We start from the raw sequence: 20,107 nt of genomic DNA on the forward strand, positions 1-20,107 counted from the left end.
TGGGCATCGTGCTCCCACGGGTGGCGCCATGGCCTGGTCCCGGACCTGCCACCGGCCGGGAGGCAGGTCCGGGGCCAGGCTGGATACGGTGGTCTGGTGAACTTCTGGTCGATTTATCAGCACGGATTCGCCCGGATCGCCGCGTGCACCGGCCATGCGGCGATCGCCGACCCGCCCGCCAACGCCGAGGCGGTGCTGCGGCAGGGGAGACGCTGTGCGGAGGAGGGGGTCGCGGTCGCGGTCTTCCCCGAGCTCTGCCTGACCGGCTACTCGATCGAGGACCTCCTGCTGCAGGACGTGCTGCTCGACGAGGTCGAGACGGCGCTGGAGACCGTGGTGGCGGGCTCGGCGGAACTGCTGACGGTGCTCGTCGTCGGCGCCCCGCTGCGCCACCGCAACCGGATCTACAACTGTGCCGTGGTCGTGCACCGCGGGAGGATCCTCGGCGTCGCGCCCAAGTCCTTCGTGCCGAACTACCGGGAGTTCTACGAGCAGCGGCAGCTCGCCTCGGGGGCGGACGAGCGGGGTGGAACGATCCGGATCGGCGGCGCGGACGTGCCGTTCGGCGCCGACCTGCTCTTCGCGGCGGAGGACGTCCCAGGCCTGGTGCTGCACGCGGAGATCTGCGAGGACATGTGGGTGCCGGTGCCGCCGAGCGCGGAGGCGGCGCTGGCGGGAGCGACCGTCCTGGCCAACCTCTCCGGCAGCCCCATCACGGTCGGCAGGGCCGAGGACCGCAGGCTGCTGTGCCGTTCGGCGTCCTCCCGCTGCCTCGCCGCCTACGTCTACGCGGCGGCCGGACTGGGGGAGTCGACCACGGACCTGTCCTGGGACGGCCAGACGATGATCTACGAGAACGGCGTCCTGCTGGCCGAGACCGAGCGGTTCCCGCAGGAGGAGCGGTACGCGGTGGCGGACGTGGACCTCGACCTGCTGCGGCAGGAGCGCATGCGGATGGGCACCTTCGACGACAACCGGCGCGCCCACGCCGCCCGCACCGGGGACTTCCGGCGGGTGCCGTTCCGGCTCGGCCCGCCCACCGCCGACCTGGGGCTGCGGCGGCGGGTCGAGCGGTTCCCGTTCGTGCCGGCCGACCCCGCCCGCCTCGCCCAGGACTGCTACGAGGCGTACAACATCCAGGTCGCGGGGCTGCAGCGACGACTGAGCGCGATCGGCGGCCCGAAGGTCGTCATCGGGGTGTCCGGCGGCCTCGACTCCACCCACGCGCTGATCGTCGCCGCCCGGGCGATGGACCGCGCCGGCCGCCCGCGCAGCGACATCCTCGCCTTCACCCTGCCGGGCTTCGCGACCGGAGAGCACACCAAGAGCAACGCCCACAAGCTGATGAGCTCGCTCGGCGTCACCGCGTCCGAGATCGACATCACGCCGACCGCGCGCCTCATGCTGAAGGAGATGGAGCACCCGTTCGCCGAGGGCGAGCCGGTGTACGACATCACCTTCGAGAACGTGCAGGCCGGACTGCGCACCGACTACCTGTTCCGGCTGGCCAACCAGCGCGGAGGCATCGTGCTCGGCACCGGCGACCTGTCGGAGCTGGCGCTCGGCTGGTGCACCTACGGCGTCGGCGACCAGATGAGCCACTACAACGTCAACTCCGGCGTGCCCAAGACCCTCATCCAGCACCTGATCCGCTGGGTCGTCGCCAGCGGGCAGTTCGACGAGGAGACCGGCCGGACGCTGACCGCCATCCTCGACACCGAGATCAGCCCGGAGCTCGTGCCGGGCGAGGAGCTGCAGTCCACCGAGTCCAAGATCGGCCCGTACGCGCTGCACGACTTCACGCTCTTCCACGTGCTGCGCTACGGCTTCCGCCCGTCGAAGATCGCCTTCCTGGCCTGGCACGCCTGGCACGACCGGGACGCCGGCGCCTGGCCGCCCGGCTTCCCCGAAGCCGACCGGAAGGCCTACGACCTGCCGGAGATCCGCCGCTGGCTGGAGGTCTTCTGCCGCCGCTTCTTCGCCTTCGCGCAGTTCAAACGCTCGGCCATGCCGAACGGGCCGAAGGTCTCCGCGGGCGGCTCGCTCTCGCCGCGCGGCGACTGGCGCGCCCCGTCCGACTCCACGGCCCACGCCTGGCTACGCGACCTGGACCGCTGGGACGTCTCCGACCTCGAACGGTAGGGCAGGCCTGCCGCGCCCGTCGCGCGACCGTTCCTCCGCCCCACGTGGTGACTTCACTTTGTAAAGGCGACGGGTCGGTAGCATCCGTGTCGTGGCGGACGGCGCCGGGACGGAGCCGTCGGTCGGAGGCGCGTCGGGGTGCGGAAGACCCCGCTGACCGAAGGGCTCAACGTGGAGATGTCTTTCCCCGAAGGTGTGCCTCTGGCAGGGGGCTGGGCGGGGTTCCGGGAGGGGGCGGGGCGCCGGCTGGCCGCTTTCGGGCGGGCTGAGCTCGGGGAGACGGCCGGGGTGCGGCGGGCCGCGGTGGTGCTGTGCGTGACCGAGCGTGCGGGTGAACTCGGGGTGCTGGTCATCCGCAGGGCCGACCGGGGCCGCAACGCGGGGCAGTGGGCGCTGCCCGGAGGGCGGGCCGAGGAAGGGGAGTCCCCGCAGGAGACGGCGCTGCGGGAACTGGAGGAGGAGCTCGGGCTGAAGGTGGCCGAGTCGCAGGTCCTGGGGATGCTCGACGACTTCCCCGCGTCCTCCGGGTTCGCGATCACGCCGGTGGTGGCCGTCGCGGAGGGCGCGGGGGAGCCGGTGCCCGACCCTGGAGAGGTGCGGTCCGTCCACCATGTTCCGCTGCGCACGCTCGCCGCCGACGGCGTCGTGCACTGGGTGGACCATCCGGACGGCGGGAGCCTGCTGCAGATGCGGCTGGGGCCCTCGATGACGATCCACGCGCCGACCGGGGCGATGTTGTGGCAGTTCCGCGAGGTGGTCCTCCTCGGCCGGAACGTCCGCGTCGCCGACCTCCTCCAGCCCTCCTGGACGAGACACTGACGACCGGCACCGAGCCCGGGACCGGCACTTTCACCCCGACCTCTGACGGTGCGGGAATCCGCCGGACGCCCGGATACCCGGATGCCCGGACGCTCGGGCCCGCGGTCTCAGACGACGAAGTCGTCCCAGTCGGCGGCGAGGTAGTCGAGGAAGGCCGGGCCGACGGATTCGCGGACGAAGTGCTCGCGCGGCTTGGGATGCGCGAGGCGGAAGGCGGGGTCGGCCAGGGCGAGGGAGGGGAAGTCGTGGTGGAGGATGGCACCGGCGCCGATGAGCACGAAGTCCGCGCCGTGCTCCAGGCACCAGGCCGCGTCCGAGGCGGAACCGATCTTGCCGGCCACGCCCAGACGGGTGGCGCCGCGCGGCAGGCCGGTGAAGTGGTCGATGAGCAGCCGGTCGCGGTGCTCCTCCTCGTAGGTCTCCTTGAAGGCGTCCCAGAGCGACATGTCGAGGTAGTCGAGCAGATCGGCGGCCAGGACGTCGGCGGCCAGGGCGCGGGCCTCGGCGAGGGGGATCCCGTTGCGTTCGGGGGTGAGGCGGAGCCCGAGCTGGAAGTCGGGTCCGGTCGCCGCCCGGATGCCGCGGAGGATCTCCCACAACATCCGCGCCCGGTTCTCGAAGGATCCGCCGTAACGGTCGCTGCGGTCGTTGCGCGGGCTGAGGAACTGGCAGATGAGGTAGCCGTGCGCGCCGTGCACCTCCACGCCGTGGAACCCGGCGCGTTCGGCACGCACGGCGGCCGCGACGAAGTCCGCTATGACACGTTCGACCTCTGCGGTGGTGAGCGCGCGGGCGCCCTTGGCGGGATCGTCCACGGGCGCGAGCACGGGCACGCCCGACAGAGAGGCGTCGGCCCGCCGCCCGCCGTGGTGCAACTGGAGGGCGGCCGTGCTCCCGGCGTCCCGGATCCCGGAGGCCAGCCGGGTCAGCCCGGGAAGGAAGCGGTCGTCCCACGCGGCGAGCTGCCCGGAGAACGCCTGTCCTTCCTGCGAGACGTGCGACGCGCAGGTCATGACCATCCCGAAGCCGCCTTGGGCGCGCCGGACGAGCCAGGCGTACTCGTCGTCGGAGAGCGTCCCGTCCGGGTGGCTCTGCATGTTGGTCAGCGGAGCGACCGCGAACCGGTTCGCCCAGGCGGGCCCGCGATCGAGCGCCAGCGGGGCGGCGAGCGAAGCGAAGGCGTCCTGCGTCACACGATGCTCCCGGAGACGAACGGCCAGGTGAAGGCGGCACTGAAGCGGATCTCGCGCATAGCGCCGCAATCGTAGTCCATCAGCCTCGGAGGGCTCGATGCGGGACGAACGGCGATACGGAGGTAGCGGCCGCGTTTTTCTCGGCCGGCACCCTCGTGATCCGCCCGAGGTCCGACCGTGGCGTTCGTCAGATGGGTCCAAAACACTTCAGCTTGTCTGAGGAGCTGATATGTTTTCCTCATGCTGTCGCGTGCGGTGCTTCTCGGCTGCCGCTGCGGGGTCTGATCCGACCGGCTCCCGCAGCGGGGTCGGGTCATGCCGGTCGCTCGCCTCGTCGACGAGTGAAAGAAGTGCCGTATGGCCTCCCCCGAAAAGATCTCCTTCCCATCGCTGCGCAAGCCGGCGGGAGCGCTCCCGGCAGACGCGCCGCACTGGAACCCGCAGCGGCCGAGCGCGATGCCGCATCACCGTTACCGTCCGGTCTACGAGCGGGTCGAAGTGCCGCTGGCAGACCGTTCCTGGCCGGCCCGCAAGCTCGACCGCGCGCCCTTGTGGGTGCCGGTCGATCTGCGTGACGGCAACCAGGCGCTGGCCGAGCCGATGGACACCGAACGCAAGCGGCGGATGTTCGATCTGCTGGTCACGATGGGATTCAAGGAGATCGAGGTCGGCTATCCCTCCGCCAGCCAGACCGACTTCGACTTCGTCCGCCATCTCGCGACGAGCGACGCGCTGCCCGACGACGTGACCATCTCGGTCTTCACTCCCGCGCGCGGCGACCTGATCGACCGGACCATCGCCTCCATCGAGGGCCTTCCTCGCGCCCTGGTCCACCTGTACACCGCCACCGCCCCCACCTGGCGCGAGGTGGTCCTGAGACGCTCACGCGCCGAGGTGCACGGTCTGATCATCGAGGCGGCGACCCATCTGCTGCGCCGGGCCGACGGCCACCGGGGGGACGTGCGCTTCGAGTTCTCCCCGGAGGTCTTCAACCTCACCGAGCCCGACTTCGTCCTGGAGGTCTGCGACGGCGTCACCGAACTGTGGGAGGCGAGTCCGGACCGGCCCGTGGTCCACAACCTGCCGGCCACGGTAGAAATCGCCACGCCCAACGTGTACGCGGACCAGATCGAGTACATGGACCGCCACCTGGCCCGCCGGGACTCGGTGATCCTGTCGGTGCATCCGCACAACGACCGCGGCACGGGGGTGGCATGCGCGGAGCTGGCCGTTCTGGCAGGGGCCCAGCGCGTCGAGGGCTGCCTGTTCGGCAACGGGGAGCGCACCGGCAACGTCGACCTGGCCGCCTTGGCGCTCAACCTGTACGTCCAGGGCGTCAATCCCATGATCGACTTCTCGGACATCGACACGATCCGCGAGGTGGTCGAGTACTGCAACCGGCTGCCAGTCCACATCCGTCACCCTTATGTCGGCGACCTCGTCCACACGGCCTTTTCCGGCACCCACCAGGACGCCATCGCCAAGGGCCTGGCCCGTCACGCCGAGCAGGCCGCAGAACTGGGCGTCCCCGCGGACCAGGCGCCCTGGAACGTCCCGTACCTGCCCATCGACCCGGGCGACATCGGCCGGACCTACGAGGAGGTCATCCGCATCAACTCCCAGTCCGGCAAGGGTGGCATCGCGCACCTGCTGCACACCCACCACGGCCTCGACTTGCCCCAGAAGCTGCGCGTGGACTTCTCTCGGGCGGTCCAGCGAGTCACCGACACCAGCGGACGAGAGCTGACTCACCAGGAACTGTGGGAGCTGTTCCGCTCCACCTACCTCCGCCACGGCAAGAGCGGCCCGGTGCGGCTCCTGTCCTGGTCCACCGAAGCGAGCGAGCCGGGACCGCACCGGTTCACCTGCACGATCGAGGCCGACGGCGCCGAACACGAGGTGCGAGGCGACGGCAACGGGCCGCTGGCGGCGCTCACCGACGCGTTGAAGACCATCGGAATCGTGGTGGACATCCTCGACTACACCGAACACGCCGTCACCACAGGACCGGACAGCCCGGCTACGGCCTACGCCGAATGCCTGGTCGACGGCGTCGTCTGCTGGGGTGCGGGATGGGACACCTCGCTGCTGACGGCATCCGTGGACGCCGTCATGGCAGCGGTGAACCGCGCCCGGAGCGGTCTGTCATGAGCATCCCTGTTCTGCACGCCGACGCCGTGGACGTCGTCCGCAACGGCCGCCTGCTGCTCGACCAGGTGTCGTTGACGGTGGAGGCCGGCGAGCACTGGGTACTGCTCGGTCCCAACGGAGCGGGCAAGAGCACCTTGCTGAGCCTGTTCGGAGCCGTGACCCATCCGACCCGGGGGAGCGTGGAGGTTCTCGGTCATCGGCTGGGCCGCGTGGACCTGCACGAGCTGCGCTCCCATCTGGGACACGTGAATCCCAGGCACACCCCGCTGTCACGCAAACTGACCGCGCGGGACGTCGTCCTGACCGGCGCGACCAACACCTTGGAGCCGGTGCCCCTCTGGAGCCCGACCACGGAACAGGCGGCCCGCGCCGATCACCTCACCGGTCTCCTGGGACTGGCGCATCGGCACGATGCGCTCTGGACGGACCTCTTGCAAGGGGAGCGCGGCCGGACGCTGATCGCCCGGGCGCTGATGCCCGATCCCAGGCTGCTACTGCTGGACGAGCCCGCGAGCGGCCTGGACATCGCCGGCCGTGAACAGCTCATCGAGCGGATAGACCTGCTGCAGCGCGATCATGAGCACCTGTCGACGGTCCTGGTCACCCACCATCTGGAGGAGATCCCTCCAGGGACCACGCACGCGATGCTGCTACGCGAGGGATCGTGCCTGTCCGCCGGCCCGATCACCGAAGTCCTCACCGGCGACCGGATCAGCGCGTGTTTCTCCCACCCGATCCGCCTGAGCAGGAACAGCAGTCGCTGGACGGCCTCCTCGACCCCGCTCTCCCGGATGTGACAAGGTTCGGCGCGCGATGCATGCTCACGTCGCGCGCCGGCCTTCATCCCACAGGTCCCGTTCTCTCCCTGCTCGAAGGCCGTCCACGACGATCAGCCGACCGACGGCCTTTCACAGATCTCGGAGCCGGGCCAGGGTTTGTTCCAGCTCGGTGCGGAGTATCCGCTCCGCGGTCTCGCGGTCGCCGTTGGTTACAGCTTCCACCAGGAGGGCGTGGACCTCCCCTCCGTGATCGGGGTCGTCGGCACGGAGATCGAGCAAGTCGACCAGGTCGATGAGCCCTTGACGCAGGTGAGGCACGAACTCGGCGAACAGGCCGGAGAGCACGGGATTGCGCGCCGCCGCCACGACAGCCGTGTGCAGCGCTATGTCGGCGTCGACGAACTCTGCCGTGGTGCCCGCGGCACTCGCCGCGCGCCGGGCCAGGGCGGCGTCCAGGGCGGTGATGTCCTCGCTGGTACGACGCTCGGCCGCCAACCCCACGGCATCCACCTCGAGCAGCATGCGGACCTCGTAGATGTCGGTGATCGCTGCCCGGCGAAGCCGAACCGGCCAGTTCTCCTCGGGCTCGGTGGCAATGACGAACACGCCTGCACCCTGCCGCGGTCGGAGCAGTCCGGCACCGGTCAAAGACCGCACGGCTTCACGAACGGTAGAACGCCCCACACCGAGACTCTTCGCGAGAGTGGTCTCTCCGGGAAGCTTCGTGCCGACCGGCCAGTGCCCCTCGGTGATCTGCTTTCGCAGGCTCTCGACGGCTTGCTCGACCAGCGGTGACGGACGCAGGGAGTCCAGTGCCATACGGTGCCCAGATTCCTTCAGGCCTCAGGTTGTCTGCGGTGTTATTCCAGTTCACTATAACCGGGGACATCACGGTGAACCGGCCTGAACCCCAACGGTGGTGCCGCTTTCCGAAGGAAGCGGGGGCACCCCCGTGAAACGACGAGTCCGGCGTCCGCATGGCGGACACCGGACTCGCTTTCCTTAAAGCCCCGCCTTTCACGGCGAGTCGCGTTAACGGACGGTCGCCATTCCCACAGACGCTTCCGCCAGGTCGGCGGCGGGGACGGAGTCCAGTGCGATCGGGGTGAACATCGGCGGCTCCTCCTCCGGGGTCAGGGCCGTGGGCCCGTAGATCCAGTCGGTGAAGGAGTAGTCATAGATGTCGCGGGCCCGCAGGAGCGCGTTGCGCTGAAGCCGGGCGATGCCGTCCAGGTGCCACAGCTCACCCCAGGCGCGGGCCGTGGTCAGGACGCGTCGGCAGTGTTCGGGACGCACCGTCTCGTAGGCGGCGAGGGCGCCCGGCCAGTCGATCGCTCCGTCTGCGGCGCGACGCGTCGCGACGTGCTTGGCGAGTACCCAGCCGTCTTCGATGGCCATGATGGCGCCTTGTGCCATGTACTGCAGCGGTGGGTGGGCGGCGTCGCCGAGCAGCGCGATGTTGCCCTGGACCCACGTCATGATGGGATCACGGTCGAACATTCGCCACCAGCGGTCGCGCCACATCAGGGGGATGCCGGCCTGGACGTCCTCGCAGGTCTCGGCGAAGGCCGCGTCGAGTTCGTCGGGCGTGCCCCAGTCCTCCTCGCCCGCCAGGGCCTTAGGGGACTCGAAGACCGCGACCTGGTTGAGCATCTGACCGCCGCGCAGTCCGTAGTGGACGAAGTGGCAGTGCGGGCCGATGTGGACGGAGACCTCGCTGAGGTCGACCTCCCGGCCTGCCTGTCCGACGGGTACGGCGGCGCGGTAGGCGACGTAGGAGGAGCTGACCGGTTCGTCCTTGACGATGAGTCCGCGGGCGACGGAGTGCAGTCCGTCGGCGGCGATGACGATCGTGGCCTCGTCGGTACGGCCGTCCTCCAGCGTCACCCGGGCACCGGATGGGGTGTTCTCGTAGCCGCTGACCGGGGCGTCGGTGATCAGATCGACGCCTGCGCGTCGGCAGGCGCGCAGGAAGATGCCGTGCAGGTCGCTGCGGTGGATGACCATGTACGGGAAGCCGTACTCGCGTTCCAGGTCGACCAGGTCCAGGCGGGTCAACTCACTGCCGTCGACGGCGTCGCGCATCACCATGCTCTGCGGAACCACGCCGAGGCTTTTGGCTTCGTCGAGCAGGCCGTAGTCGTGCAGGATGCGGGTGCAGTTGGGTGCGATCTGGAGACCGGCGCCGACCTCTCCGAACTCGCGGGCCCGCTCCAGCACCCGCACCCGCAGTCCTTCGCGGGCGAGGGCGTAGGCCGCGCTGAGGCCGCCGATGCCGCCGCCGACGATCAGGACGTCGACGGGGTTCGCGGAGATGGGTGTGGTCACGTTGCTCTCCTCGAAGACCGGGACGCTCACAGCCACGCCGGCAGGACCGGCACGGAGGAACCGTCGGGGGTGGTCAGGGCGTGCGGGCGGCCGGCGAGGTACGCCGTGATCTCCGCGAGCGGTCCGGTGACCGCGACGGCGTCGCCTTCGCCGGGCAGTTCCCAGCGGTCTCCGGTGTCGGTGGCGGTGAGGACGACCGTGGGACCGGCGGCGCCGCCGCGCTTGCCCGCGATGTCGTCGGCCAGGGCGGCCAGGAAGGCGGCGGGCAGGTCGGCGAAGGAGACGCCGGCGGCCAGGTCGACGGCGTGTACGCAGGCCTCGCGCGAACGCAGCCACGGGATCTCGGTCGCGGGGACCGTGCGGCCCTGAGCGGTGACCACCTTGGCGTCCCACTGCTCGGGGCTCAGGGCGGCGGTTCCGGCGGCGAGCCTGTCCGCGGACTCGCGCAGCCAGGCGGCCAGTTCGGCGGCCGGCTTGACGGAACCGGCCTCGATGTCGGCGTTCCGCTGGCCCATCGAGGAGTACATAGGGGTCTCCTCGCCGGTGGCGGCCCAGCGCACCAGGTTGCTCAGCGCGTCGGCGTTCGCCGCCACGTGGGCGACCAGGTGCTTGCGGGTCCAGCCGGGGAGCCCGGACGGGGCGCCGTACTGCTCCTCGCCCCATCCGGCGGCGGCGTCGAGGAACAGCCTCGTGCCCGCCGCGCTCCAGTCCAGCGCGTCTTCGAAGGTGCGGCGCATCAGGCTGCGCCCTCCTCGGCGACGGTGTTCTCGAGTCGGCCGATGCCCTGGATCTCGGTGACGATGTTCTCGCCGCCGGTCAGGTAGCGCTTGGGATTGCGGGCGTGGCCGACACCGCCGGGGGTGCCGGTCGCGATGATGTCGCCGGGGTTGAGGCGCACCACGGTCGAGACGTACTCGACCAGCGCGACCGGGTCGAAGAGCAGGTCGCCGGTGTTGTCGTTCTGCATGACCTCGCCGTCGACGCTGAGCTTGACCTCGAGCTCGGGGCGTACGCCGCCGGGCAGTTCGTCGGGGGTGACGATGTAGGGGCCGACCGGGGTGGAGGAGTCCCACATCTTGCCCTGCAGCCACTCGCGGGTGCGGAACTGCCAGTCGCGGCAGGTGATGTCGTTGAGGACGGTGAACCCGGCGATCGCGGCCTCGGCCTCGGCGCCCCTGGCGCGGCGGACCGGCTTGCCGATCACCACGGCGAGCTCGACCTCCCAGTCGAACTCCGAGGTCTCCTCGGGGCGGGCGATGTCGTCGCCGGCGCCGATGAGGCAGTCGGCGAACTTCGCGAACAGGGTGGGGTACTGCGGAAGGTCGCGCCCCATCTCCTGGATGTGGTTCTTGTAGTTCAGGCCCACGCAGACGACCTTCGAGGGCTGCGGGACGACCGGGGCGAAGTCCGCGCCCTCGACGGGGTAGGTCTCGGCGGTGCCGGAGTCGACGGCGGCGGCCTTGGCGGCCCAGTCGTCCTGGGAGAGGAACGCGCCGAGGTCGGCGGAGCCGAGGTCGACCAGCCGGTCGCCGTCGAGCCTCACGGCCCGGGTCGAACCGTCGACGCGGAGAGTGGCGAGCTTCATCGGGTGGTCCCTTCGATGCGGTTGTCGTGCTGGGTGCGGTCGAGCTGCAGGGACTCGAAGATCGGGGAGTCGCTGAACCGGAACAGGTCCAGCGAGCCCGAGTCGGAGTCGGTGGAGCCGGCTTCGGAGCGGGCGGAGAAGGGCTGCCAGGAGGGCACGACGAACAGGTCGCCGCGGGTGACCGTCCAGGTCCTGTCCCCGACGGTGACGGTGCCGGAGCCGTCGAAGACCTGGTAGACCGAGGATCCGGTCTCGCGGACCGGAGAGGTCTCCGCGCCGCGGGCGACGCGGTGCATCTCGACGCGGATCGTGGGCAGGACGTCGGCGCCGGTGGCCGGGTTGGTGTAGCGGACGGCGGCGTGGCCGGGCTCGACGGTGCCGCCGAAGCCCTCGGACTCCAGGGCGAGCTGGTCGGCCAGGGCGCGGTCGGTGAACTCCCACTTGTAGGACAGCAGCGGGGTGCCGGGGGAGGGCTCGCCGACGGACAGCGGGCGCAGCCCGGGGTGGGCCCACAGCCGCTCGGAGCGGGAGCGCTCGGGCGTGATCCGCTCGGCGTCGGTGATCTCGTCGCGGCCGAACTCGAAGAACTGGGCCTCGGTGACGTACTGGAACGGGATGTCGAGGCCGTCGATCCAGGCCATCGGCTCGCCGGTCGCGTTGTGGTGGGCGTGCCAGTTCCAGCCGGCCTGCGGCAGGAAGTCGCCGCGGCGCATCGGGACGGCGTCGCCGCCGACGACCGTCCAGACGCCCTCGCCCTCGACGACGAAGCGGAAGGCGTGCTGGGTGTGGCGGTGCTCGGGGGCGTCCTCGCCGGGCATCAGGTACTGGATCGCGGCCCACAGCGTGGGGGTCGCGAAGGGGCGGCCGCCCAGGCCCGGGTTGGCCAGCGCGATCGCCCGCCGCTCCCCGCCGCGGCCGACCGGGACGAGGTCGCCGGCCTGCTCGGCGAGCCCGCGCAGGTTCTCCCAGCGCCACAGGTGCGGCACGGCGCGTGAACGGGGGTGCGCCGGCATCAGGTCGCCGATCTCCGTCCACAGCGGCACCAGCAGCTCCCGCTCGAAGCCCTGGTAGAGGTCTTCGAGGGCGGGGGTGACGTCGGGCTGGCCCGGCGCGTCGACCGCACGGAGCCGCACCGGGGAATCTGGCGTGGTCACAGGGGTGCTCATACGGCTAGTGTTACTGATGTCTCACCATGGAGAACAGTTAATTCTGCTGTGCAGAATCGAGGAACCGTGGACAAGCCGCTGAAGAACCCGCCGACCTACCTGATCAACAGCGTCGACCACGCGTTGCGGATCGCCGCGATGCTGCAGCTGGAGGGCGAGCTGACCGTCTCGCAGGTCGCCGAGCGGCTCGGCGTGGCCCGCTCCACCGCGCACCGGCTGCTCGCGATGCTGGTGTACCGGGACTTCGCGGTCCAGGACGAGCGGCGCCTCTACCGCGCCGGCCCCGTCCTGGAGCTGGCCGCCCACTCGCCGTCGGCCGCGTCCCGGCTGCGGACGGTCGCCCTGCCGCACCTGCACCGGCTGGTCGACGTGCTCGAGGAGTCCGTCAACCTGGCGGTGCGCACCGGGGACACGGTCCGGTTCATCGCCAGCGTCGAGTGCTCCCAGAGCCTGCGGGTGGGCTCCCGCGAGGGCATGGTCTTCCCGGCCCACCGCGTCACGGCGGGACTGCTGCTGCTGGCCGAGCTGACCGACGAGGAGCTCGAGGCGGTCTACCCGGCCGAGCGGTACGCCGACCGCCCCGCGGACCGGCCCGACCTGGAAGGGCTGCGGACCGAGCTGGCCCGGGTGCGGCGCAACGGTTTCGTGCTCAACCAGGGCCGCTCCGAGCGCGGCGTGGTGGCGCTCGGCGTCCCCGTCCGGGCCCCGGACGGGAACACCCTCGCAGGCCTGTCGGTGTCGATGCCGAGCGGACGCTACGACCGGCACCGGCTGCGGTCACTGGTCGACACCCTCTCCCGCGCCGCAGGCGCCATCGAGGCCGATCTCACCCTCTCCGCCTGAACGGGCGTCAGGAGAAGCGCGCGCGGAGGGCCGGGCCGTTCGCCGTCCAGATCACCGGACGGCGCGGGTCGGCGGTCGCGGCCCTACCCGTTGCGTGCTCGCCGAAGGGCCGCCGACCGGCGCGAGAACGCGCCGGGGACGGGGGCGTCGTGGCGGGGGAAGGCGATCACGGCCAGGAGGACGACGGCGAAGCCGGTGCAGCGCAGGGCCAGCCGGCCCGCTTCGGTGGGCCAGGGCTCGCCGTACAGCACGGTGCTGGACAGCACCAGTGCGGCGCGGCCGCTGACGGCGATGATGATCGCCACGATGATCAGCCTGCAGCGCTGGAGGGCCACCTGGAGCTGGATGAGGGTGACCCCGGCCATGCCCAGGATCAGATAGGGGTAGGGGGAGGCGGCCACGGCGGCGACGGAGTCCTGGTGCGACCAGACCGCGGCGATGCCCCGGGCGCCGGCTTCGGCGACGCCCGCGCACAGCCCGGCGCTGATGCCGTAGGCCACACCGGCCAGGGGCTGGGCGTGCCGGCCGCCTGCCCTGCGGTCGCCGACGAGCCAGACCAGGCCCGCGACGCAGGCGGGCGGGACGACGACCAGGACGAGGGGCGCCGGGGACCACGCGCCGCCGATGTCGAGATCCCCGGCGTCGGAGGTGCCCGACAGTCCCAGCATGACCACCGCCAGGACGGCGAGCGCGGCCACCGTCCATTCCCGGCGGCTGAGCCGCTCGCGCAGGACGGCCGACGTGTAGCCCAGCAGGAGCAGCAGGCTGATCCCGAGGAAGGGCTGGGCGACGTTCGAAGGCAGGGCGGCGAAGGCGATGATCTGGCAGGCGAGCCCGACGAAGAGCAGCAGCCCGCCGGCGAACCAGACGGGGTCGCTCAGCATGGACACCGTGGCGTGGATGGGGCGGCTTCCGCGCAGCGGCTGCATCCGCTGCGCGGAGGCGCGGAACAGGACGAAGGAGATGAAGTAGACGCTGGTGCCGAGGAAGGCCGTGATCGCCCAGCCCGGGCTCGTTCCGTCCATGGCCAGGCCTCCTCGGCGACCGTGAGGGGTTGGTACGTTGATACGCATTACGCATCTTCGTATCATCGGCTGCGTGTGCAATGAGAACACACGGGCGCTGAACACGGCAAGCCCCAGAATCGCTCGTGGACGCCGACGAGATCAGCCCTTCGGGGAAGGGGTGTGGAGTACCCCTGCCCTTTCTCGCCGTCGTCCCGGGTGAAGAGCCGCTCGAGCAGGCGTACGCCGACGTCGTAGAGCGGTCGGCCTCACGCATCTCGAAACCATCCGGCCTGCGCCTTGCACCGCCACGCGAACGGCACGCTCTCAGGGGATGACGATGATCTTTCCTCGGGTCCGGCCGTTCTCGCTTCTGCGGTGGATCGAGGCCAGCTCCGCCAGCGGGTGGGATTCCGCGATGTCGACGGTCAGATCGCCGGCGTCGACCAGGGCGACGAGCCGCGCGAGCTGGGAGGGGTCGTTGCGGGCCACGAAGTGCACGCCGCCGGGCAGCGGCGTGGCGACGGACACCGCCGCGCCGCCCGGCCGCAGGAGCGACACCAGTCCGGCGGCTGCATCCGGGGCGAGCGGGACGAGATTGAGCACGACGTCCACTCCGCCCGGCAGGGGCTCGGCGGTGTAGTCGACGACCTGATCGGCGCCGAGGGCGCGGACCGCGGCGGCGCTGCGGGGACCGGCTGTGGCGATCACGGTGGCGCCCGCGCGCTTGGCCAGCTGGACGGCGAATCCGCCGACCCCGCCGCCCGCGCCGTTGACCAGGACGCGCAGGCCTTCGGTCACCTCGGCGTGTTCGAACACCGCCTGCCAGGCGGTCAGCCCGGCGACGGGGAGCGCCGCGGCGTCGGCGAGGGGGATGGTGCGCGGCGCGGCGACCAGGACGTCCGCCGGGGCGGTCGCGTACTCGGCGGCGGCCCCGCTGCCTCCGTCCAGACGGCCGACCACCCGGTCGCCGACGGCCCATCCGGTCGCCCCGGGGCCGAGGGACACGATCGTGCCGGAGACGTCCACGCCCAGGGTGCACGGCAACGTCACCGAAAGCACGTCCTGCAGCAGTCCCAGCCGCAGTCCCGCCTCCGACGGGTTGAACGAGGTCGCGGCGACGCGGATGAGCACCTCGCCGGGGCCGGGTGACGGCAGCGGCACCTCCTCGTGACGGATGACCTCGGGACCTCCATAGGAGTGGATGCGCGCGGCCCGCATGGTGGCGCGGAAGGCGTGTGCGTGCTCGGCGGCCCAGGAGGGGAACGTGCGCGCGGCGCTCCCGGTGACCTGTTCGACGGTGGCGGTGACCGGTGCCGGGTCGCCGGTCATCCCGGCCTGCGCGCCCAGGACGCCGTCCACGACCCCGGGCGGCCAGCCGCGGGCGAGCATCTGCCGCCGGGCGTCCTGCGGGGAGGCCTCCTCCCAGCGCACCGGCCGGCCGATCGCCTCGCCGATGGCGCGCGCCTGCTCGGCTCGGGTCAGTGAGCGCGGCCCGGTCAGCTCGTAGACCGAGCCCGCGTGCCCGTCCTCGGTCAGCGCACGCACCGCGACCGCGGCGATGTCCCGTTCATGCACCGGGGCCATGGCGGCCCGGCCATACGGTTCGCGCACCACGTGCTCGGCGCGGATCTGCTCCGCCCAGCTCAGGGCGTTGGCCGCGAAGGCGTGCGGGCGCAGGACCGTCCATTCCAGGCCGGACCGGGCGATCAACCGCTCGGCTTCCCGTTCGTGGTCGCGTACGGCCGCCGACGACAGGTAGACCACCCGGCGGGCATGCCGGGCGACCGCCTTCACCAGAGGCTCCAGACCCTCGGACGAGGCGAACGGCCAGACCAGGAACACCGCTTCGACGTCCTCGACGGCAGGTTCCAGGGAGCCGGGATCCGACAGGTCACCGCGTATCTGCTCGACGGTCGGCGGGAAATCGGCCGCTCGCCGGGTCAGCACACGGACCTCGATTCCGGCTTCCAGCAGTTGCGATGTCACGTGACGGCCGACTCTGCCGGTCGCCCCGGTGACGAGAATGCGTGGCAAGTGTCTCTCCTTCGAAGGTTTCACTGATCGTCAACCGTAGGGAGAGAACGCGAGACGTCCTATGCTCGGCAATCTGCATTTCATACGCGATCGTCTCGTATTAGATTCCTTCGCATGGATGTGCTCAGCGACGTGGTCGCACTCATGCGCACCGGGAAGCCCCGTTCGGCGCGCGTCGCCTGGCGGGCCCCGTGGGGGCAGCGCTTCCCCTCGGTGCCCGGATCGGCGGGCTTCCAGGTGATCCTGCAGGGCTCGTGCTGGCTCGTCCCGCCTTCGGGAGGAGATCCCGTCGCGCTCGGCGCCGGCGATGTGGTGTTCTTCCCCCACGGCCACGGATGCGGTCTCGCCGACAGCCCGTCGACACCGCTGGCCGAGCCTCCCTGCGACCCGCTGGAGGACACCGAGCTCTTCGTCTCCGACTCCGTCGGCCGCCACGGCCCCCTCACCGTGACCCTGTGCGGCGGCTACCGGCTCGACCCCCGCCACACCCACCCGCTCCTGGCCGACCTGCCCGAGGTCATCCACCTGCCCGCCCGGCCCGGCCACCACCCCGAACTACGCGCGGCCGTCGAACTGCTGGGCAACGAGGTCGGCGCCCCCCGCCCCGGCGCGGACACCATCGTGCTCTCGCTGCTCGACATGCTGCTGCTGTACATCCTGCGCGCCTGGTTCGAAGAACTCCCCGCACCCGCGAGGTCCACCGGCTGGGCCACGGCACTGACCGACCCCGTCGTCAGCGCCGCGCTGCGGGCCGTGCACCGCGCCCCTGCCCGCCCCTGGACCGTCCAGGCCCTCGCCGCCGAAGCGGGACTGTCCCGCTCGGCCTTCTCCCACCGCTTCACAGCCCTGACCGGCCGCCCGCCCCTGACCTACCTGACCTGGTGGCGACTGACCCTCGCGGCCGACCTCCTCCACACGACCGACGCCCCGCTCGGCGAGGTGGCCACCCGCATCGGCTACACCTCCGAGTTCGCCTTCGCCAACGCCTTCAAACGCCGCCACGGCATCGCCCCCGGCAGGTACCGCCGCCAGAACGCCACGCCCCCTGCCCTCACCCGCGAACCCGGATGACTTCGCGTAGGCGATGGCGGTCGCGCGGGCGGCTCTCCCGACGGCCGGGTCGAGGACGCGCAGCGGGTGTCGCACGCCGTCGCCGTTCTACGGTCGGGTTCCGTTCACCTGAGCCTCGCCGTCTCGCACCATGTCCATCACCGCTCCTGCGACCGTGACCATCCGGTGCTTGCGGAGATCCAGAACGGGGCCCGGGTTCGAGACGGCGTGGGATGCCAGCAGGTTCATCAGGCTCCAGATGACGTCGGGACGCCCCGTCACGGGGAGCTCCTGACCGTCGGGGGCGATGACCGTGGCCGCGGTGACGCCCGCGAGCAGGTTGGTGCGGGCCCAGTCGATCACGTACGAGCGGCCGTTCGGGCTGACGTGAAGAACCACGTCCTTGGTGCGGTGCAGGAGGGCCAGGTAGTTCATCGGCACCGTCAGCCGCCGGGCGGCGTCGAACGGCGGTGTTCCGTCCGCCGGATGGACGCGCAGGACCACGTCCAGGAACGGGCCGTGGTCCTGGAAGGTGGTCGTGCCGCGCATCTCCAGGAACCGGGCGCGTGCCAGTCGGCCGCCGCGGCGCGCCCAGCGCCGGCCGGCAGAGCCGAACGCGCCTCTCTCACCCGGGAGACGGTCCACGATCCACCGGTTCTCCTCGCCCGGTTCGGACACCGGCGCCCGGTCCTCGGGGAAAGCGCGGGCCCGGTCGGCCAGGACGCCGTACCGCGCCGCCGTTTCCGCGTCCAGGCGCCGGAGGTCGATCGTGCCGTCGGCCATCTCGACGCCTCCGACAGTCCGAGAGATCCGCATCTGCGCCAACTGGCGCACGGGGCGACGGGTCACCTCGGTCGACCGGCCTCGGAGGTCGATCACGCGGCAGGTGCGCGTGCCCGCCAGCAGGACGCTGCGCGGCCATTGGACGGTGACCTTCGCGCCGGCCGGATCGACGAGGACGACCAGGCGCCCCGCCGTGACCGCGGACAGGCACAGGGGCGGCACCCGCCACTCGTCCGTGATCTCGAACTCCGCGGATCCGGCCGCCCCGTCGGCCTCCTCGGCGGCGTGCACCCGCAGCCTCATCCTGATCACCGGCTTGAACTCCGCGGGCGCGTAGTCACCCGCGTACTTCGTGAACGTCGCCTCACCGTCGGGGGTGTACCGCACGAACGACGCCTCCAGGACGTCCGCCCGTGCCAACCGCGCCTCCGCCGGGCCCTCTCCGGACCGGGGTGGCCACATCACGAAGGTCTCATCTCCGTACGAGACGCTCGTGTCCTTCACCAGATCCCTGCGCGTGATCCGGGGGTAGTCCTTCCGCGCGGCCGTGAAGGCCACGACGGGGATCGCGACGGTGCCGACCAGCCCGATGCCCAGGACGAGCACCACCGCCCTCCAGTCGGCGCCCTCCTGCCAGGCGACGTACCCCCCCACGAGGAAGATCGGGCCCGCTATGCCGCAGACCGTGGCGAAAACGAGATTGCCGATCAACACCCCGGCATAACTGCGCACGGCTCCTCCTCGGCCACTCCCGCATCTCGGCCGTGGACCATCTTGCCTCCTGCGGTACGGGATGCCCAGCGGCGGCCGGCGCCGCCTTCCGCGCGACCGCTGAGCACCCTGTCCCGCGCTGGTCGGGCCGGTGCCCCGAGGCGCGACTGAGGAGATCGAATCGGGGTATCAGGTCGGGTTCCGGTACGGAGCGTCCCGAGCTGGTGGGGATCATGACCGCGCGGTGGGGTTCGATAGAAACGTCGTACCTTTCCTGGCCGGATACCATGAGGCCGGACACTGCTCTTTCTGGTGTGGGGCGGTCCGGGTCTACGCCTTCGTGCGAAGATGTTTCTCTACTCTGGAGGTTGTCAGGGTGGATTGCGATCTCGACGTCTGATGTTTTGGTTGATCAAAGAGGTAGGGCAGAGTGTCCAGTGCTAACCGCAAGAGTGCCGGTCTCCCGGATCAGGCGGCGCCCGCCGCCCTTCCGGTCACCCGGCTGCGTCCCGCCTACCAGCAGGTCGCCGATCAGTTGCGTGAACTGATCCTCGACGGGTCGCTGGCGCCCGGCGACCGGCTGCCCCCGGAGAGCGAGATCGGGGGGAACTTCGGGGTCAGCCGCAGCACCGTCCGTGAGGCCCTGCGCGTCCTGGCCTCGCAGGGGCTGGTCAAGACCTCCCGGGGCACCACCGGCGGCACGTTCGTCTCCAGCGTCGACCCCGACCAGATCAGCGACTACCTCGAGGCCAGCATCGGGCTGATGTCCGGGTCGGCGGCACTGCCGCTGTCGGCCATCCTGGAGGCGCGCGAACTGCTGGAGGTGCCGGCCACCGCGCTGGCCGCCCAACGGCGTGAACAGCACCACCTCGACGCGCTGCACGCGGCCATGGAGCGGGAGAAGCGGTCGAGGGGCCGCGGCATGAAGTTCCGCGAGCACCAGCACTTCCACGACGTCATCATGCAGGCGACGGGCAACGGCCTGCTGACGATGATGACCGAGCCGGTGTTCCACGTGCTGCGCACCCGCTTCCTCAAGCCGTCGCCGGTGACCCACGAGGGATTCTGGGCGATGGTCGACCAGGAGCACGAGGAGATCACCGAGCGCATCGCAGCGGGGGACGGCGAAGGCGCCAGCGAGGCCATGCGCAGCCACCTGGTCAACATCCGGGACGCCTACGGCGAGGCGTGAGCCGGTCGGCGCGCACGGTCACCCGAGGGCGATTCTGGACAATATATGTCTGACTTTATAATATCGGGCGCTGGACTAGGTGTTTCGTCGGTCTCTCTACCCGAGGATGTTCCATGTCGTTGCTGACCGATGAGGTCCGTGCGCTGGTGGGCCGCAAGAAGATCTACACCGCGCCCGAGGAGTTCGGGGCGGCGGCGGGCCGGTATTTCGGCATCGCGATCGGTGATCACAATCCGTTGTACTCCGATGCGGAGTACGCCCGCGCCCAGGGGTTGCGGGGGGTGACGGCGCCGCCGACGTTGATCTGTGAGACCAACCAGTATG

17 protein-coding genes are annotated in these 20,107 nt (G+C 71.0%); 8 read left to right on the plus strand and 9 right to left on the minus strand.

Annotated elements, in window-relative coordinates; genetic code table 11:
* Positions 1–96 precede the first annotated feature (96 nt).
* Both ABD327_RS25980 and ABD327_RS25985 read left to right on the plus strand, forming a co-directional pair.
* Entirely contained in the window at positions 97–2,142 is a 2,046-nt protein-coding gene (locus ABD327_RS25980) for an NAD(+) synthase (protein WP_344453674.1), read from the plus strand.
* Between the two features lie 138 nt (positions 2,143–2,280).
* The gene (locus tag ABD327_RS25985) at positions 2,281–2,961 is read left to right on the plus strand and encodes an NUDIX hydrolase (RefSeq protein WP_344453677.1); all 681 of its coding nucleotides are present in this window, start codon (positions 2,281–2,283) and stop codon (positions 2,959–2,961) included.
* A 107-nt stretch (positions 2,962–3,068) separates the two neighbouring features.
* Here ABD327_RS25985 and ABD327_RS25990 read toward each other — a convergent pair whose 3' ends face one another.
* The gene (locus ABD327_RS25990) at positions 3,069–4,154 is read right to left on the minus strand and encodes an NADH:flavin oxidoreductase (protein WP_344453680.1); all 1,086 of its coding nucleotides are present in this window, start codon (positions 4,152–4,154) and stop codon (positions 3,069–3,071) included.
* A gap of 456 nt (positions 4,155–4,610) precedes the next feature.
* Here ABD327_RS25990 and leuA point away from each other — a divergent pair, with 456 nt between their 5' ends.
* Together leuA and ABD327_RS26000 are read left to right on the plus strand one after the other, a co-directional pair.
* Positions 4,611–6,305: a 2-isopropylmalate synthase gene (gene leuA, locus ABD327_RS25995; protein ID WP_344453713.1), complete on the plus strand. Its 1,695-nt coding sequence runs from the start codon at positions 4,611–4,613 to the stop codon at positions 6,303–6,305.
* A complete protein-coding gene (locus tag ABD327_RS26000; protein WP_344453682.1) occupies positions 6,302–7,102 on the plus strand; it encodes an ABC transporter ATP-binding protein in 801 nt (266 codons plus the stop codon). Before leuA ends, ABD327_RS26000 begins: the two co-directional genes overlap by 4 nt.
* Positions 7,103–7,213: 111 nt before the next feature.
* On the opposite strand, the gene ABD327_RS26005 is transcribed toward ABD327_RS26000, so the two are convergent.
* From ABD327_RS26005 to ABD327_RS26025, 5 genes are all read right to left on the minus strand, one after another.
* Positions 7,214–7,903: a FadR/GntR family transcriptional regulator gene (locus tag ABD327_RS26005; RefSeq protein WP_344453685.1), complete on the minus strand. Its 690-nt coding sequence runs from the start codon at positions 7,901–7,903 to the stop codon at positions 7,214–7,216.
* 213 nt (positions 7,904–8,116) lie between these two features.
* Positions 8,117–9,412, minus strand: coding sequence for an FAD-dependent oxidoreductase (locus ABD327_RS26010; RefSeq protein WP_344453687.1), 1,296 nt, complete (start codon positions 9,410–9,412; stop codon positions 8,117–8,119).
* A gap of 26 nt (positions 9,413–9,438) precedes the next feature.
* Positions 9,439–10,149, minus strand: coding sequence for a maleylpyruvate isomerase family mycothiol-dependent enzyme (locus ABD327_RS26015; RefSeq protein WP_344453690.1), 711 nt, complete (start codon positions 10,147–10,149; stop codon positions 9,439–9,441).
* A complete protein-coding gene (locus ABD327_RS26020; RefSeq protein ID WP_344453693.1) occupies positions 10,149–10,997 on the minus strand; it encodes a fumarylacetoacetate hydrolase family protein in 849 nt (282 codons plus the stop codon). Before ABD327_RS26020 ends, ABD327_RS26015 begins: the two co-directional genes overlap by 1 nt.
* Positions 10,994–12,163, minus strand: a complete 1,170-nt coding sequence (locus ABD327_RS26025) for a cupin domain-containing protein (protein ID WP_344453696.1) — start codon at positions 12,161–12,163, stop codon at positions 10,994–10,996. The genes ABD327_RS26020 and ABD327_RS26025 overlap by 4 nt, the downstream gene beginning before the upstream one ends.
* 66 nt (positions 12,164–12,229) lie before the next feature.
* Here ABD327_RS26025 and ABD327_RS26030 point away from each other — a divergent pair, with 66 nt between their 5' ends.
* A complete protein-coding gene (locus tag ABD327_RS26030; RefSeq protein ID WP_344453698.1) occupies positions 12,230–13,006 on the plus strand; it encodes an IclR family transcriptional regulator in 777 nt (258 codons plus the stop codon).
* An 83-nt stretch (positions 13,007–13,089) separates the two neighbouring features.
* Here the strand turns inward: ABD327_RS26030 and ABD327_RS26035 are convergent, their stop codons facing one another.
* On the minus strand, positions 13,090–14,031 hold the full coding sequence (locus ABD327_RS26035) for a hypothetical protein (protein ID WP_344453700.1): 942 nt from the start codon (positions 14,029–14,031) through the stop codon (positions 13,090–13,092).
* 306 nt (positions 14,032–14,337) lie between these two features.
* On the minus strand, positions 14,338–16,047 hold the full coding sequence (locus ABD327_RS26040) for an NAD(P)H-binding protein (RefSeq protein ID WP_344453703.1): 1,710 nt from the start codon (positions 16,045–16,047) through the stop codon (positions 14,338–14,340).
* Between the two features lie 114 nt (positions 16,048–16,161).
* On the opposite strand from ABD327_RS26040, the gene ABD327_RS26045 reads away from it, so the two are divergent.
* The gene (locus ABD327_RS26045) at positions 16,162–17,118 is read left to right on the plus strand and encodes an AraC family transcriptional regulator (protein ID WP_344453705.1); all 957 of its coding nucleotides are present in this window, start codon (positions 16,162–16,164) and stop codon (positions 17,116–17,118) included.
* Between the two features lie 87 nt (positions 17,119–17,205).
* On the opposite strand, the gene ABD327_RS26050 is transcribed toward ABD327_RS26045, so the two are convergent.
* Positions 17,206–18,612 carry a hypothetical protein gene (locus ABD327_RS26050; protein WP_344453707.1) on the minus strand — a complete coding sequence of 469 codons (1,407 nt, stop codon included), beginning with the start codon at positions 18,610–18,612 and terminating at the stop codon, positions 17,206–17,208.
* A 409-nt stretch (positions 18,613–19,021) separates the two neighbouring features.
* Here ABD327_RS26050 and ABD327_RS26055 point away from each other — a divergent pair, with 409 nt between their 5' ends.
* Entirely contained in the window at positions 19,022–19,783 is a 762-nt protein-coding gene (locus ABD327_RS26055) for a FadR/GntR family transcriptional regulator (protein ID WP_344453709.1), read from the plus strand.
* A 113-nt stretch (positions 19,784–19,896) separates the two neighbouring features.
* The coding region (locus tag ABD327_RS26060) for an FAS1-like dehydratase domain-containing protein (protein WP_344453711.1) at positions 19,897–20,107 on the plus strand (211 nt) is incomplete at its 3' end.

The organism is Actinocorallia aurantiaca, assembly GCF_039533685.1.
GTDB lineage: Bacteria > Actinomycetota > Actinomycetes > Streptosporangiales > Streptosporangiaceae > Actinocorallia > Actinocorallia aurantiaca.